The 16,505-nt window shown below is 37.5% G+C and carries 12 protein-coding genes and 1 riboswitch; all 12 genes read left to right on the forward strand.

Annotated elements, in window-relative coordinates:
* The coding region (locus tag EC501_RS06150; protein ID WP_148037806.1) for an IS3 family transposase at nucleotides 1–89 on the forward strand (89 nt) is incomplete at its 5' end.
* A 196-nt stretch (nucleotides 90–285) separates the two neighbouring features.
* A complete protein-coding gene (locus EC501_RS06155; RefSeq protein ID WP_174232658.1) occupies nucleotides 286–1,491 on the forward strand; it encodes an acyl-CoA dehydrogenase family protein in 1,206 nt (401 codons plus the stop codon).
* 79 nt (nucleotides 1,492–1,570) lie between these two features.
* Nucleotides 1,571–1,760, forward strand: a riboswitch (cobalamin riboswitch).
* A 181-nt stretch (nucleotides 1,761–1,941) separates the two neighbouring features.
* Entirely contained in the window at nucleotides 1,942–2,925 is a 984-nt protein-coding gene (locus EC501_RS06160; RefSeq protein ID WP_122971486.1) for a FecCD family ABC transporter permease, read from the forward strand.
* 4 nt (nucleotides 2,926–2,929) lie between these two features.
* Nucleotides 2,930–4,396 carry an adenosylcobinamide amidohydrolase gene (locus EC501_RS06165; RefSeq protein ID WP_122971421.1) on the forward strand — a complete coding sequence of 489 codons (1,467 nt, stop codon included), beginning with the start codon at nucleotides 2,930–2,932 and terminating at the stop codon, nucleotides 4,394–4,396.
* On the forward strand, nucleotides 4,393–4,953 hold the full coding sequence (locus EC501_RS06170; RefSeq protein ID WP_122971422.1) for a cob(I)yrinic acid a,c-diamide adenosyltransferase: 561 nt from the start codon (nucleotides 4,393–4,395) through the stop codon (nucleotides 4,951–4,953). Before EC501_RS06165 ends, EC501_RS06170 begins: the two co-directional genes overlap by 4 nt.
* 262 nt (nucleotides 4,954–5,215) lie before the next feature.
* Nucleotides 5,216–7,375, forward strand: a complete 2,160-nt coding sequence (locus tag EC501_RS06175; RefSeq protein ID WP_122971423.1) for a (Fe-S)-binding protein — start codon at nucleotides 5,216–5,218, stop codon at nucleotides 7,373–7,375.
* Between the two features lie 332 nt (nucleotides 7,376–7,707).
* A complete protein-coding gene (locus EC501_RS06180; RefSeq protein WP_122971424.1) occupies nucleotides 7,708–8,901 on the forward strand; it encodes an acetyl-CoA C-acetyltransferase in 1,194 nt (397 codons plus the stop codon).
* A gap of 53 nt (nucleotides 8,902–8,954) precedes the next feature.
* Nucleotides 8,955–9,809, forward strand: coding sequence for a 3-hydroxybutyryl-CoA dehydrogenase (locus EC501_RS06185; RefSeq protein WP_122971425.1), 855 nt, complete (start codon nucleotides 8,955–8,957; stop codon nucleotides 9,807–9,809).
* A gap of 10 nt (nucleotides 9,810–9,819) precedes the next feature.
* Nucleotides 9,820–10,950, forward strand: coding sequence for an acyl-CoA dehydrogenase (locus EC501_RS06190; protein WP_122971426.1), 1,131 nt, complete (start codon nucleotides 9,820–9,822; stop codon nucleotides 10,948–10,950).
* Between the two features lie 64 nt (nucleotides 10,951–11,014).
* Nucleotides 11,015–12,154: an acyl-CoA dehydrogenase gene (locus EC501_RS06195; RefSeq protein ID WP_122971427.1), complete on the forward strand. Its 1,140-nt coding sequence runs from the start codon at nucleotides 11,015–11,017 to the stop codon at nucleotides 12,152–12,154.
* A 3-nt stretch (nucleotides 12,155–12,157) separates the two neighbouring features.
* Nucleotides 12,158–12,802 carry a TetR/AcrR family transcriptional regulator gene (locus tag EC501_RS06200; protein WP_122971428.1) on the forward strand — a complete coding sequence of 215 codons (645 nt, stop codon included), beginning with the start codon at nucleotides 12,158–12,160 and terminating at the stop codon, nucleotides 12,800–12,802.
* A 131-nt stretch (nucleotides 12,803–12,933) separates the two neighbouring features.
* Nucleotides 12,934–16,209 carry a fused isobutyryl-CoA mutase/GTPase IcmF gene (gene icmF, locus EC501_RS06205; RefSeq protein WP_122971429.1) on the forward strand — a complete coding sequence of 1,092 codons (3,276 nt, stop codon included), beginning with the start codon at nucleotides 12,934–12,936 and terminating at the stop codon, nucleotides 16,207–16,209.
* The last annotated feature ends 296 nt before the right edge of the window (nucleotides 16,210–16,505 follow it).

Genomic DNA, 16,505 nt, shown 5'->3' on the forward strand with positions numbered 1-16,505 from the left:
TTGAGTACTATAATTACAAACGAATGAAGGCAAAATTAAAAGACCTAAGCCCGGTAGAATACCGAACAAAGGTCTTGGAAGCCGCCTAACAAAATATGTCTAACTTTTTTGGGTCAGTTCAAAAGGGACTGGTTTTTTATTTGTATTGGTAGAAATAAATCGAAAAGGTGAAATATTGATTTAATTCATATTGGAGCACTATGAATTGACGTAGGGAAAACTTAAAAAGTAAAATGATTTTATTGAAAGGTACGGATAACATAAATTTTTTAGGAGATGGGTCATTTGAAACAATTGTTTGTAAAAACAGAACCGCAACGTTTTTGGATAGAAAAGTTGGCAACGTTAGAGGAACCATTTAAAAAGGCTGCTCAACAAATCGACGAACAATCGCAATTTCCCCTTGAACATATTCATCAATTACGTCAAATCGGCTATACAAAATTAACTTTACCGAAACAGTTAGGGGGAGAAGGTTTTAATGTTTATGATTCGATTCTCCTCCAAGAAACATTAGGGAGTTATGATGGTAGTACCGCTTTAGCTATAGGCTGGACTCTATTAACTGTAGGAGAGTTATATGAAAATCAATATTGGGAGCCATCAAAATTATCAGCTTTTGCAAAAGAAGTAGAAAAAGGAGCTATTATTAATCGGGCAGTAAGCGAAATTGCAACAGGTAGTCCTATTCGAGGGGGAAGACCGGGCACATCGGCTAAAAGGGAAGGGGATCATTGGGTAATTAACGGGCGCAAAAGCTATACAACGGGATCCTTTGCCCTTGATTATTTCTTAACTTCCGCATGGATTGAAGAAAAAGAACAAATTGGCTTCTTTTTAATTCATAAAGATAACTCCGGTGTTTCGATTGAAGAAACGTGGGATGTGATGGCGATGCGAGGTACAGCTAGTCACGATTTAGTCCTTGAAAATGTCCATGTTGATCAATCAGACTTAGTTGAGTTACCGAATAATAGTGCTAGTTTTAAGTTGAACGGTTGGTTACTTCTTATTCCTGCAACCTATTTAGGAATAGCTCAAGCGGCGCAGGATTATGCCCTTCAGTTTGCCAATACCCATTCTCCAAACAGTATAAAAGGAACGATTGCTTCTTTACCTAACGTTCAATCCTTACTAGGTGAAATCGAATTAGAATTAGCGAAGGCACGTTTTACATTATATGGAGCTGCCCAAAGTTATGTAGAATTCAAAGGGAAAGAAAAAGAAGGTAAAAGAGTAACGGAAGAGGAAAAAATAACGATCATGAATGCTGTAAACGTCGCAAAACATGTCGTAACGAATGGGGCAATCCAAGTAGTAGATAAGGCTATGCGAGTAGTCGGGGCAAAAAGTTTGCAACGGACAAATCCTCTTCAACGGTTTTATCGAGATGTTCGTGCAGGTCTACATAATCCGCCTATGGACGATATAACGATTAAAAAGTTAGCCGAATCAGCTTTGCAAGAGACGGCAAAAAATAATTCTTTATAGGAGAGTTATTTAATTACCTTTTTCTATTAAAATCTTTCTATACAATTGTTTTTTATAAGTTATAATGTGGAAGAACAACTTCATAATGACACATAAAGGTTCTTATAGCGATTTTGTTATAAGAGTAAAAGGGAAGTCGGTGAAATTCCGACGCTGTCCCGCAACTGTAAATGGGAGCGTGCCTTACAGTCCACTGTTACAAAAGTAATGGGAAGGGAAGGTTTGCGATGAACATGAGCCAGGAGACCTGCCTTTATGGTTAGGAATAGCACCTTACGAGGATAAGGGAGGCAGTAAAGATGGAGTGTTTATTTTTCGATTTTTCAAAGTCTCTCGTAAACTGAGAGACTTTTTATTTTGCCTTTTGGGAGGTATTGAAACAATGACAATATTATTTATGATAAATAGATTACTAGAAAATAGGAATGAGGGAACAGTGTGAAAAGAAAAATGTTCTTCGCCTATAGTTCCTCTATCGGAATATTATTAATTAGCATTTGGTTAGGTGTCTCCATAGGAACAGCAGAAGTACCCTTTTCAACATTGTGGGATAAAGAAACGAATGAAAGTGCCTACAACATTTTATGGAGTATACGTATGCCCCGGGTTGTTTTAGCTGGTTTAGTAGGCGCCGCATTAGCGATTGCGGGAGCTGCGTTTCAAGGCTTATTGAAAAATCCACTGGCGGACCCTTATACATTAGGTATTTCTTCGGGGGCATCTGTTGGAGCGGTAGCAACAATTTTCTTTGGACTTTCCCTTCCTATAATAGGTTCATATTCGTTACCTTTTGTAGGGATGATATGTGCCTTTTTGACAATGGTTCTTGTTTTAACCTTTGCTCGACTCGTGGATCGAACGATGAAAATGGAAACGCTCATTTTAACCGGGGTCATTTTTAGTTCCTTTTTAGGTTCTTGTATTTCTTTAATGATTGCCCTAACAGGAGAACAATTACGTGAAATTATGGGTTGGCTTTTAGGTAGTGTTTCCATGCGCGGATGGCCGTACGTTCAAATGATTGTACCCTTTATTATTATTGGAACAATTATTATATGGCTCAACCGAAGAGAGTTGAATGCCATGATGTATGGAGACGAACGGGCCCAATCGTTAGGGGTAAATGTAAAGAAAAGTAAGTATGCGATACTAGCTGGAGGTTCCATGTTAACAGGGGCAGCCGTTGCTGTTTCGGGTACAATCGGATTTGTTGGTTTAGTTGTGCCTCATATGACAAGAATGCTATGGGGAGCAGACCACCGTCATCTATTGGTTTTGTCCTTTTTTAACGGAGCTAGTCTATTAATTATTTGTGATTTAGTTTCCCGAACGATTATTTCCCCTTCAGAACTACCGATAGGTGTAATTACAGCCTTTATAGGGGCACCTGTTTTTTCATTTATATTTTATAAACAAAGAAAAAGTAGGGGGTGAGGTTATGTTAAAGGTCCAAAATATTTCTGGAGGTTATGGTTCAACTCCAATACTTTCGAACATTTCCTTTGAAGTGGAAAAAGGGAAAATGTTAGGTATTCTTGGTCCAAATGGTTGTGGGAAATCCACTTTATTAAAAGTGATTAGCGGCATTATGAAACCATCAACGGGAACTGTTTATGTTGATGGTAAAGAAATTAAAGATTACTCTCCGAAACAATTAGCAAAAAAAATGACGGTTTTACCACAGCTACATGCAACAGCTTTTTCGAATACGGTTCGAGATACCGTTTCCCTAGGACGTTATCCTCACCAGTCTGGATTTTTTTCCAGTTGGAAAACAGAAGATGAAAAAGCAGTTGTTAATGCAATGGAACAAACAGGCGTAAGGAAATTTGAAAAAGCTCAATTGGAATATTTATCGGGAGGAGAGCAACAGCGGGTTTTTATAGCTCAAGCTTTAGCCCAATGTTCTAGTTTACTTTTACTTGATGAACCGACAAACCATTTAGATATTGCCCATCAAAAGCAAATATTAGATATGATTCGCAAGGAAGTAACGAATCACGACTTAACGGTTGTTTCTGTTTTTCATGATATTAATTTAGCTTCACTATATTGTGATGAAATTTTATTAATGGAGGATGGAAAAGTAAGGGCAAAGGGTGTTCCCCATGAAGTATTAATCGATGATCAAATAATGGATGTATATAAAGCAAGAATTTCAATGCAAGCCCATCCGGAGCAACCAAAACCTCAAATGACAATATTACCTGATTTAAACGAGCTTGCAAAGGAAAAGGTAATTACAGTAGAGAATATAAAAATAACAGATGAATACGTTGAATGTAAATCTGCTTTTCCTTTACGGGTTTTATCTTCAGCAGTTCATAATGCTGGATTAGGTTGGTATTCAAATTTTATTAATCGAACTGTTCAACAAGATTATAATATTTATCAAGTGAAAGAAGAGTTTTTACAATATTTAATAGAAGAAGGGTTTTCCCCTACGAATACGGTCGGCATGATGACGGCAGTTCATACGAAAAACGCTATTGTAAAACAATATGAAGCTCCTTTTGGAAGCGTTATCGTTATGGTCACAGCAGGAATTGGAAACGCAATAGATGTATCCCGTTCATATGATAGGGATAATAAGAATCATGTTGGAACGATTAATACGTGGGTAATTGTTAACGGAAAATTATCTGATGAAGCATTTGTTCAAGGCATGATGACTGCAACAGAAGCGAAAACGAAAGCATTACATCATGAAAAGGTGTATGATACCATTTCTAATACGATGGCAACAGGTACACCGACCGATAGCTTACTTATTGCGGCGACTCAGCAGGGAGAATATATGCAATATGGTGGGCCTATTACAGAAGTTGGTAAAGTAATAGGGAGGGGCGTTTTTGAAGCGACAGTGGAAGCAATTCAAATTTATCGAAGAGGGGCGTTACAATGAAACTGTACACGAAAACAGGGGATAAAGGAAAAACGAGCTTAATGGGCGGACGTGTCAATAAGGACGATTTACGTGTAGAAGCTTATGGCACTATTGATGAATTAAATTCTTTTATTGGTAAAGCGATAACGGAATTAGACTCAACGATTTTTCAAGATTTAATTGAAGACTTACAAACGATTCAGCATGAATTATTTGACTGTGGCGGAGATTTGGCCAATGTAATGAAGGAACGACAATATACTCTACAAGAATCATCCATTGAGGTGCTAGAAAAACGTATTGATACTTTATCTGATGAAGCACCTCCATTAAAAAGATTTATTTTGCCAGGCGGAACATCGGCAGCTGCAACTCTTCACATTGCTCGTACTGTTACACGTCGTGCAGAGCGGAGAGTAGTGACGTTAATGAACGAAAAAGAAGATGTTCCTACCGTTGTACAAAAGTATTTAAATCGATTATCGGATTATTTCTTTGCAGCGGCCCGTGTTGTCAATTTCCGTTTACAAGTAAGTGATGTGGAATATATTCGAGGCGGAGATGTATTTAAATAATGTAATTAAAACAATCCTACATAAATAGGATTGTTTTTTATTTTGAAAAGAAGGTATAAATAGAAAAAAGACGAATAAAGAAAGAAAATTTTAATATAATTAGAAATTTCCGAACAATACATTGACTGAATGCTCATTCATATTTTACAATAAAAACAGAATAATAAGAGATTTCTAATCAATGCTAATCATAATTATAGGTTGATAGGAATAATCAATAGAAACAGAAACAAAGGGGAAAAAGAGATAAGGGGGAGAAGAAATGAATGCATTATTAATTGCAAACTGGGTGTTGTTTATTGCGGTCGTGCTATACGCAGTAGGATTGTTTGTTTATCTGTTAAAAACACGATATGAGTTTGTAAAGCTTGGGAAGAAAGAAGAATTTAATGACAATGTTATGATGCGACTCGAAAAAATTTGGGTCAATGTTTTTGGACAATCTAAATTATTAAAAGATAAAAAAAGCGGATTTATCCATGTTTTATTTTTCTATGGATTTCTTCTCGTTCAATTAGGGGCTATAGATTTTATCTGGAAAGGATTAGCTCCAGGATCACACCTTCCATTAGGACAACTATATCAAGTATTTACGTTATTTGAGGAAATTGTAGCTGCGGTCATTTTAGTTGCCGTTTTTGGAGCTTTTTATCGTCGGTATATTGAAAAGCTCGTTCGTCTAAAACGAGGTTGGAAAAATGGACTAGTATTAATTTTTATCGGTGGATTAATGGTTTCCACATTAGTTGGAAACGGCATGGGAATTATTTGGCATAATCATGGCTTAACTGGTAGTGAGCCGATTGCCTCAGGAATTGCTGCTATATTTAGTTTCTTACCAGCTGAAGCTGCTGCAGTAGGATTTTATATTATGTGGTGGGTACACTTACTGATTTTATTAACATTCTTAGTGTATGTTCCGCAATCAAAGCATTTCCATCTTATCTCTGGCCCTGTAAACGTTTACTTCCACAGATTAGACCGTGCTGGTACGCTTCGCCCAATTAATTTCGATGCGATGGAAGAGGCGGAAGATGAAGAAGAAATGCCTTCCTTTGGTGTTGGTAAAATTACAGACTTTACTCAAAAACAATTAATCGATTTATACGCATGTGTAGAATGCGGCCGTTGTACGAATATGTGCCCTGCAACGGGAACAGGTAAAATGCTGTCCCCGATGGATTTAATCGTTAAGTTACGTGATCATTTAACTTTTACAGGTGCTGTTACAACGAAACAAAAGCCTTGGGTTCCTGCTTTTGCCTTTAACAATTCAAAGGGCAATCAACTTGCAATGGCTGCAGGGGCAAAAGGGGTAATCGTTGAGGATATTTATAGTCCATCATTAATCGGAGACGTTATTACAGAAGAGGAAATTTGGGCTTGTACAACATGCCGAAACTGTGAAGACCAATGTCCTGTTATGAATGAACATGTAGATAAAATCATTGATCTTCGCCGTTATTTAACGATGACAGAAGGAAAAGTAAATTCCGATGCTCAACGGGCTATGAACAATATCGAACGTCAAGGAAATCCTTGGGGTCTTAACCGTAAAGAAAAGGAGAACTGGCGAGACCTTGATTCATCTATTCATATTCCGACTGTAAAAGAAGCGAAAAAATCAGGAGAAGGTTTTGACTATTTATTCTGGGTCGGCTCGATGGGATCCTTTGATAGTCGTTCACAAAAAATCGCTCTGTCCTTTGCTCGATTAATGAATGAAGCAGGCGTGAAATTTGCTATTTTAGGGAATAAAGAGAAAAACTCCGGTGATACACCTCGCCGATTAGGAAATGAATTTTTATTCCAAGAGCTTGCAACAGCTAATATTGAAGAGTTTGAGAAAAATGAAGTGAAGAAAATTGTAACGATTGATCCTCATGCCTATAACATTTTCAAAAATGAATATAAAGATTTCGGATGGGAAGGGGAAGTCTATCACCATACGGAACTATTATATGAGCTAGTAGAGCAAGGGAAATTAACATTAAACCATCGAGTTGATGAAACAATTGTATTCCATGATTCATGTTATTTAGGTCGTTACAATGACGTATATGATGCACCACGGGAAATTTTAAAAGCGATTCCTGGTGTAAACCTAGTTGAAATGGAACGAAATCGTGAAACGGCTATGTGTTGTGGAGCAGGTGGAGGTTTAATGTGGATGGAGGAACATGTTGGTAACCGAATTAATGTTGCTCGAACAGAACAAGCATTAGCTACAAGTGCTTCCATTATTTCATCAGGCTGTCCATATTGCTTAACAATGCTGTCGGATGGTACAAAGGCGAAGGAAGTGGAAGAAACAGTCGGTACTTATGATATCGCCGAACTTTTAGAACGCTCTGTATTTGGTGATAAAAGTTTTGAAATCTCCGTAGAAAATCAGGAGGAACTAAAGACAGTTAGCAAGTAATTGCAAGTGACTAAGAAATAAATAGATAGAAACTAATTGGGAATCGACTTCTTTTGATAAGATGGAACAAAATTATTGTTTTTTTCAACATTTTTATGCAGAAATTAAGCGAAAATATAAAATTTAGAAAAGTTGAAATTGAATAATTTATCAGTATTCTGTAAAATGAAGTTAAAGATGAAAAGGGGAGTTCTAAATGACTCCCTTTTTTATTAAAAATAAATTGAGCGAGCGTTCAGTCGATAGGATAATCTTAATCTATCAAATTGATAAAGGAAAATGAAGCTCAGAAGCATAACAATTTTTATTCAAAAACAAAGGGGATGGGGATTTTGAGTAAATCAGTTATTTTAGAAGGGGCTAGAACACCATTTGGTAAATTTGGAGGTTCTCTTGCATCTCTTTCAGCGAGTGATCTTGGAGGAAATGCCATTCAATCCGCCTTACAAAAAGCAAATATTCAACCAGAGGAAGTACAAGAAGTGATTATAGGAACAGTTTTACAAGGGGGCCAAGGGCAAATTCCTTCTAGGCAAGCAGCAACAAAAGCTGGCATTCCTTACACAGTTAAAACAGAAACGATCAATAAAGTATGTGCTTCTGGGATGCGGAGTGTCACACTAGCAGATCAACTCATTCGGTTGGGAGAGGAAGAGGTGATTGTTGCCGGTGGTATGGAGTCTATGTCCAACGCACCTTACTATTTACCAAAAGGACGCTGGGGTCTTCGGATGGGAGATGCGAAGTTAGTAGATGGAATGGTATATGATGGACTATCTTGTGCCTTTCATCCAAATAATGTTCATATGGGCACTTACGGAAATGAAACAGCGAGTAGTTTTGATATTTCACGGGATGTGCAAGACGAATGGGCAGTTCGCAGTCATCAATTAGCTATCAAAGCAATAGAAGAAGGAAAATTTGCTGAAGAGATTGTTCCAATTAAAATAAAGGGTCGTAAAGGTGATGTTACGACAATTCAAGAAGATGAAGCACCTCGAAAAGACACAACAATGGAAGCGTTATCAAAATTGAAACCAGCCTTCGACAAGGATGGAACAATTACAGCAGGTAATGCACCAGGGGTAAATGATGGGGCATGCGCCCTTGTGTTAATGAGCGAAGAACGGGCGGAGCGTGAAGGACGTAAGCCACTTGCTTATGTATTAGGACATGGGGAAGTTGGAGTGGAACCAAAGGATTTCCCTCAAACACCGGGTATTGTCATTAAAGAATTATTAAAGAAAACACAAAAATCTGTGGATGATATAGATTTAATTGAAATAAACGAGGCGTTTGCTGCTGTAGCATTAGTGAGCAATCAAATTGCAGGATTGGATCCAGAAAAAGTTAATGTGAATGGGGGAGCAGTAGCTTTAGGACATCCAATTGGAGCATCAGGCGCGAGAATTATTTTAACTTTAGCTTATGAATTAAGACGCCGGGGTGGAGGTATTGGTATTGCAGCCATCTGTTCAGGTGGTGGTCAAGGAGATGCCATCATGATTGAAGTACCAAAACAATAACAAAATTGTTTCAACTATGTAAAAAACGTTCGAACATAATGGGGGATTGAAATATGACGATTCAAAAGGTGATGGTTGTTGGAGCAGGACAAATGGGATCAGGAATAGCCCAAGTGATTGCTCAAGCAGGGTTTGAAGTGAAACTTAATGATATGAAACAAGAGTTTTTTGAACGGGGACTTCATGTTATTACGAAAAATTTATCGAGGGATGTTGAAAAGGGAAGAAAAACAGAAGCAGAAAAGGAAGCAATTTTAAATCGAATTACTATGTCATTAGATTTAAAGGATGCCTTTGATGCTGATTTGATAATCGAAGCAGCAACAGAAAATATGGATATTAAACAAACTATTTTTAAGGAACTTGATGCAATAGCACCTAAGCATGCTATTTTAGCGACAAATACATCTTCTTTACCAATTACAGAAATTGCTGCTGTAACTGAAAGACCGGAAAAAGTAATCGGCATGCATTTTATGAATCCTGTTCCTGTAATGAAACTTGTAGAAATAATCCGTGGTCTTGCAACAGCAGACGAAGTATATAAAACCGTTGAGGAAATGACTCATCAACTTGGAAAAACACCGGTAGAAGTAAATGATTTCCCAGGTTTCATTTCTAACCGTATATTGCTACCGATGATAAATGAGGCGATTTTTGCCCTTTATGAAGGGGTTGCCACAAAAGAGGCAATCGATGATGTGATGAAGCTAGGAATGAATCATCCAATGGGTCCACTCACGTTAGCGGATTTCATTGGCTTAGATACATGTCTATATATTATGGAAATTTTACACGAAGGATTGGGAGATAGTAAATATCGCCCTTGTCCACTGCTTCGTAAATATGTAGCAGCAGGTTGGTTAGGGAGAAAGACGGGCCGCGGCTTCTATGTTTATGAAGATTAAGGAGGACATCATGAATCTTAACTTTAATGAAGAACAAATTATGTTGCGCGATATGGTTCGTCAATTTGCGGAAACTGAAATTGCACCATTCGTAGAACAAATGGAGCAGGGAGAATTTCCGAGGGAGATTCTAAAAAAAATGGGGGAGTTAGGTTTAATGGGGATAACTGTACCAAATAAATATGGTGGTGCAGGGATGGACTTTACTTCCTACATTCTAGCAATCAACGAAATTTCGAAAATTAGTGCTGTTGTAGGGGTAATTCTTTCGGTACACACATCAGTAGGAACGAACCCGATTCTCTACTTTGGAACGGAAGAGCAAAAGAATAAATATGTTTCAAAATTAGCAACGGGAGAATATTTAGGTGCTTTTTGTTTAACCGAACCGGAAGCTGGTTCAGATGCAGGTGCCTTAAAAACAAAGGCTGTAAAACAGGGTGATCATTATGTTTTAAATGGATCCAAAGTTTTTATTACAAATGGTGGAGAAGCGGACGTTTATATTGTATTCGCATCGACGAATCCAGAAAAAGGCTCTCGAGGTATTTCAGCTTTTATTGTTGAAAAGGATACACCTGGTTTTATTGTAGGAAAAAATGAGAAGAAGATGGGGCTTCATGGTTCAAAAACAGTCCCATTAACCTTTGAAAATATGAAAGTACCTGTAGAAAACCTATTAGGGATGGAAAACGAAGGGTTTAAAATTGCCATCGCAAATTTAAATGCAGGAAGGATCGGTATTGCTGCTCAAAGTTTAGGGATTGCAGAAGCCGCATTAGATGCTGCCACAAATTATGCAAAAGAACGCATACAATTTGGGAAGCCAATTGTTTCAAATCAAGGGGTTAGTTTTAAATTAGCGGATATGGCAACTGCGGTAGAAGCGGCGAAATTATTAATCTTCAAAGCAGCAAACCTTCATTCGTTAAGTTTACCTTGTGGTAAAGAAGCTTCTATGGCGAAATTGTTTGCATCTAGAACTGCTGTTCAAGTTGCAACCGAAGCTGTGCAAATATTTGGAGGTTATGGTTTTACGAAAGATTACCCAGTTGAAAGATATTTTAGAGATGCGAAAGTAACTGAAATTTATGAAGGTACAAGTGAAATACAAAAAATCGTCATTAGTAAACAGTTATAAAATACAAAGGGATATATATTGATTTTTTTTTAACCAATGAAAAGTTGATGGGGGATATGACAAGATGAACTTTCAATTATCAGAAGAACATGAACAATTGAGACAAATGATACGGGAATTTGCTATAAACGAAGTTGCACCATCTGCTGCAGAACGGGATGAGGAAGAACGTTTTGATCGGGAAATTTGGGATAAGATGGCTGAACTCGGTTTAACGGGTATTCCATGGCCAGAACAATACGGTGGAGCCGGCTTCGATTATTTAGCTTATTGTATTGCTGTTGAGGAATTATCCAGAGTTTGTGCATCGACGGGTGTCACGTTATCAGCCCATACGTCATTAGCTGGATGGCCTATTTTTAAATTCGGTAATGAAGAACAAAAACAAAAATATCTTCGACCAATGGCGGAAGGAAAAAAGATTGGAGCTTATTGTTTAACTGAACCAGGCTCTGGTAGTGATGCAGGTGGTATGAAAACAACTGCAAAACGAGAAGGCGACGAGTACGTATTAAACGGTTCCAAAATATTTATTACAAATGGTGGAATCGCTGATACTTATGTTGTGTTTGCGGTAACCGATCCTGAATCTAAGCATAAAGGAACAAGTGCATTTATTGTAGAATCGAGTTTCCCTGGATTTACTGTTGGGAAAAAAGAAAAGAAATTGGGAATTCGTTCATCACCTACAACGGAAATTGTTTTTGATCAATGTCGAGTACCAAAGGAAAACTTGCTCGGTCAAGAAGGAGAAGGCTTTATCATCGCAATGAAAACGTTAGATGGTGGACGGAATGGAATTGCAGCACAAGCTGTCGGAATTGCACAAGGGGCATTAGATGCGGCGACAGAATATGCGAAAGAACGTGTCCAATTCGGGAAGCCAATTGCAGCCAATCAAGGCGTCTCGTTTAAATTAGCAGATATGGCAACAGCAGTAGAAGCATCAAGGTTATTAACGTACCAGGCGGCATGGTTAGAATCGAACAATCTTCCTTATGGTAAAGCATCGGCAATGGCAAAATTAATGGCAGGCGATACTGCGATGTCTGTCACAACTGATGCCGTACAAATTTTTGGAGGCTATGGTTATACAAAAGAATATCCGGTAGAGCGATATATGCGCGATGCGAAAATTACGCAAATTTATGAAGGGACACAAGAGATTCAACGATTAGTAATCTCTCGTATGCTTACGAAATAATCGATGACAGAAAAGAGTGAGAAAATTTTAGTCAAGTCATCAGTTAAAGATGAAAGTTTAATTGAAATGCGTCGAAGGCAAATTGTAAATGCTGCCCTCAAATTATTTAAAGAAAAAGGCTTTCATCGGGCGACCACAAGGGAAATTGCTAAAGCTGCCGGATTTAGCATAGGGACATTGTACGAATATATACGTACAAAAGAGGACGTTCTCTATTTAGTATGTGATGATATTTATAATCAAGTGACGAAAAGACTATCACAAATTTCTACAAGCTCTGGAACGATTGAAGAACTGAAAGAGGCAATCAAACAGTATTTTTTACTAATTGATAGTATGGTAGATGAATTTACCATAATGTATCAAGAGACAAAGACATTACCGAAAAATGCACAAGTTTACGTACTCAATAAAGAATTCGAAATGGTGGCGCTGTTTGAGAGAATTTTAAAAAAATGTGTGCAATCTGGAAAGATGGCATTAACCGATAATGATATTTATTTAGCAGCAAATCATATTGTAGTTCAAGGGCAGGCATGGGCCTTTCGTAAATGGGCTTTACAGAAACATTTTACTATTAATGACTATACGATTGCCCAAACGAAAATGTGTTTATCGGGAATTTTACATGATGAAAACGCTAATTAAACACCGCTAATTGCATACGTGTACACGTTGCCGATAAGCGGTGTTGTTTTCATTCGGCTATGTTAGCAAAGGGAAACATTTTTCACAAAGGAACAGATCTTTATATACACGTTTTGAAAGGGGAAAAACGTATGGTAAATGTTGAACAAATTCATCCAACAGAAAAACCGGGAGTATATCGACCGAAACATCCTATTCGATTTGTGACAGCTTCTAGTTTGTTTGATGGTCACGATGTATCGGTAAATATAATGAGAAGAATATTACAAGCAAGCGGTGCTGAAGTAATCCATCTCGGACATAATCGCTCGGTGGAAGAGGTTGTCAATGCAGCGATTCAGGAAGATGCTCAAGCGATAGCCGTTTCATCTTATCAAGGCGGACATATGGAATACTTTAAATATATGTATGATTTATTAAGGGAGAAGGGTGCTCCGCATATTAAAATTTATGGAGGTGGAGGAGGGGTTATTTTACCTCGTGAAATTAAAGAACTCCATGAATATGGTATTGCGGGTATCTTTTCACCTGAAGATGGGATGCAGCTAGGTTTACAAGGTATGATTAATAAACAATTAGAAGGTGCCGATTTTTCTACTTTGAAAGAAAACCCTATTGAATTACTTCAAAAACTTTCAACGAATACGCCAGAAATATTAGCAAATTTAATTACAGCTGCTGAAATTGGAGGAGATGGGCAAACTGTTCAATTAATCAATGAAGCGCGGAAAAAATCGAAAAAGACACCTGTTTTAGGGATTACTGGAACTGGTGGGGCAGGGAAATCATCCTTGACAGATGAATTAATACGTCGATTTTTACGTGAATTTCCAGAGAAAAAGGTTGCCATTATCTCAGTAGACCCAACGAAGCAAAAAACTGGTGGGGCACTACTTGGTGACCGTATTCGAATGAATGCGATTTTCGATAATCGTGTTTATATGAGAAGTTTGGCAACTCGTGGTTCAAAAACAGAGCTTTCAAACGCTATTGGGGATGTTTTAGATATAGTAAAAGCAGCTGGATATGACCTGATCATTGTCGAAACGAGTGGTATTGGTCAAGGGGATGCTGAAATTACAAAATATACAGATCTATCCATGTATGTAATGACAAGCGAATTTGGTGCTCCATCCCAATTAGAGAAAATCGATATGATCGATTATGCAGACTTAATTGTTATTAATAAGTTTGAGCGGAAAGGTTCGGAAGACGCATTACGCCAAGTGCAAAAACAATACCAACGATCCCATGAACTATGGTCATTAGAGTTAGATAAAATGCCGGTATATGGAACGATTGCAAGTCAATTTAATGATAAAGGAACAAATTCGTTATTTGCCGCCCTTGTATCGAAAATAAATGAAAAATGCGGATACAATTGGAAAACATCCTATGAACAATTTATTAAAACACAAAAACAAGATGTGATTATTCCAAACGACCGACGATACTACTTAAGGGAAATAGTTGATACAGTACGTAACTATCATAAACAGGCTGCCCACCAAGTAGAATTAGGAAGAAAACTATATCAACTAGAAGGGGCAATTGCCCAAGTGTTAGAAAATTCACCAGAAGACGCCCTTGTCTCATCCCTTCAATCATTAGCAGAAGGGGTTAGAAATGTATTGTCTGCCGAGTCGAAGCAAATTCTTTCAAACTGGGAAAAACTAAAAGAAGACTATTCAGGTGATGAATTAGTTACAAAAATACGTGATAAAGAAATTCGGACTTTACTTAAAACGACATCCTTATCTGGAACAAAAATTCCAAAGGTGGCATTACCTAAATTCAAAGATTATGGTGAAATTTTACGTTGGGTTTATGCTGAAAATGTACCCGGAGAATTTCCTTACACGGCTGGTGTATTTCCTTTTAAACGACAAGGGGAAGATCCAAAACGTCAGTTTGCTGGTGAAGGTACACCAGCACGTACAAATAAACGATTCCATTATTTATCTAAAGATGATGATGCAAAACGGCTATCTACAGCATTTGACTCCGTTACGTTATACGGAGAAGATCCCGATTACCGTCCGGATATTTACGGAAAAGTGGGAGAATCGGGTGTAAGTGTTTGTACATTAGATGATATGAAAAAGTTATATGATGGATTTGATTTATGTGCGCCATCTACTTCTGTTTCTATGACGATAAACGGTCCTGCACCAATCATTTTAGCAATGTTTATGAATACTGCAATTGATCAACAAGTTCAAAAGAAAGAAAAGGAATTAGGTCGTCCTTTAACGGTAGAAGAATTTATAGAGGTAAGAGAAAAAACATTGCAAGTAGTACGCGGAACAGTACAGGCGGACATATTAAAAGAGGATCAAGGACAAAATACATGTATTTTTTCTACGGAGTTCGCTTTACGTATGATGGGAGACATTCAACAATACTTTATCGATCACAAAGTGCGTAATTATTATTCCGTTTCAATATCCGGTTATCACATTGCTGAAGCAGGAGCCAACCCGATTTCTCAGCTAGCTTTTACGTTAGCTAATGGCTTTACGTATGTAGAATATTATTTAAGTCGAGGAATGAACATTGACGACTTTGCACCTAATCTATCATTCTTCTTCTCCAATGGATTAGATCCTGAATATACTGTAATCGGTCGAGTAGCTCGCCGAATTTGGGCGATTGTAATGCGAGACAAATATGGTGCAAATGAACGATCTCAAAAATTGAAATATCATGTTCAAACGTCTGGGCGGTCTTTGCATGCTCAGGAAATCGATTTTAATGATATTCGAACAACATTACAAGCATTAATGGCCCTTCAAGATAATTGTAATTCTCTTCATACAAATGCTTATGACGAAGCGATTACAACACCTACCGAAGAATCCGTACGAAGAGCGATGGCCATACAAATGATTATTACAAAAGAACACGGTCTATCTAAAAATGAAAATCCTCTACAAGGGGCATTTATAATAGAAGAGTTAACGGATTTAGTAGAGCAAGCCGTTTTGGAAGAATTTGAACGGATCAATGATCGGGGTGGGGTTCTCGGTGCGATGGAGACCCAATACCAACGGGGCAAAATACAAGAGGAATCAATGTATTATGAACATCTTAAACATTCTGGTGAGTTACCAATTATCGGTGTAAATACTTACTTAAATCCTAATCCTCCTTCTGCTGAGGATATTGATAGTATGGACATTGCTCGAGCTTCGAAGGAAGAAAAAGAATTACAAATCACCAATTTACAAAGTTTCCAAGAAAGACATAAAGAAGAGTGTGAAGCATCACTTAATAAATTAAAAGAAACAGCTCTTTCAGGAGGAAATATTTTTGAACAGCTGATGGAAACGGTTCGAGTAGCTAGCCTTGGGCAAATAACGAAAGCTCTATACGAGGTTGGCGGGCAATATAGAAGAAATATGTAGGAATAATGAATCGGGCGCTTGCGAGGAAAGGTTTATAATGCAAGCGCTTTTTTTAGGTAAGTCGGATTATTTTTTTATCTTATTTAAGCTTATTTTCAGTAAGAATAGACTACTTTTATCATGAATTTTCTTAAAATGGTATCTATAAGGAATTTTTACATAAAAAATGGTAGTAATAACTGCACAAAATTTTTAAATTTAGCTATAATGAATGGGACAGAAAGGAAGGGTTGCAATTGATAAAACAATATTTACATTACATATTGATATTAGGATGTCTCATTGCAACTTTCTTT

The organism is Lysinibacillus halotolerans, assembly GCF_003711845.1.
GTDB lineage: Bacteria > Bacillota > Bacilli > Bacillales_A > Planococcaceae > Ureibacillus > Ureibacillus halotolerans.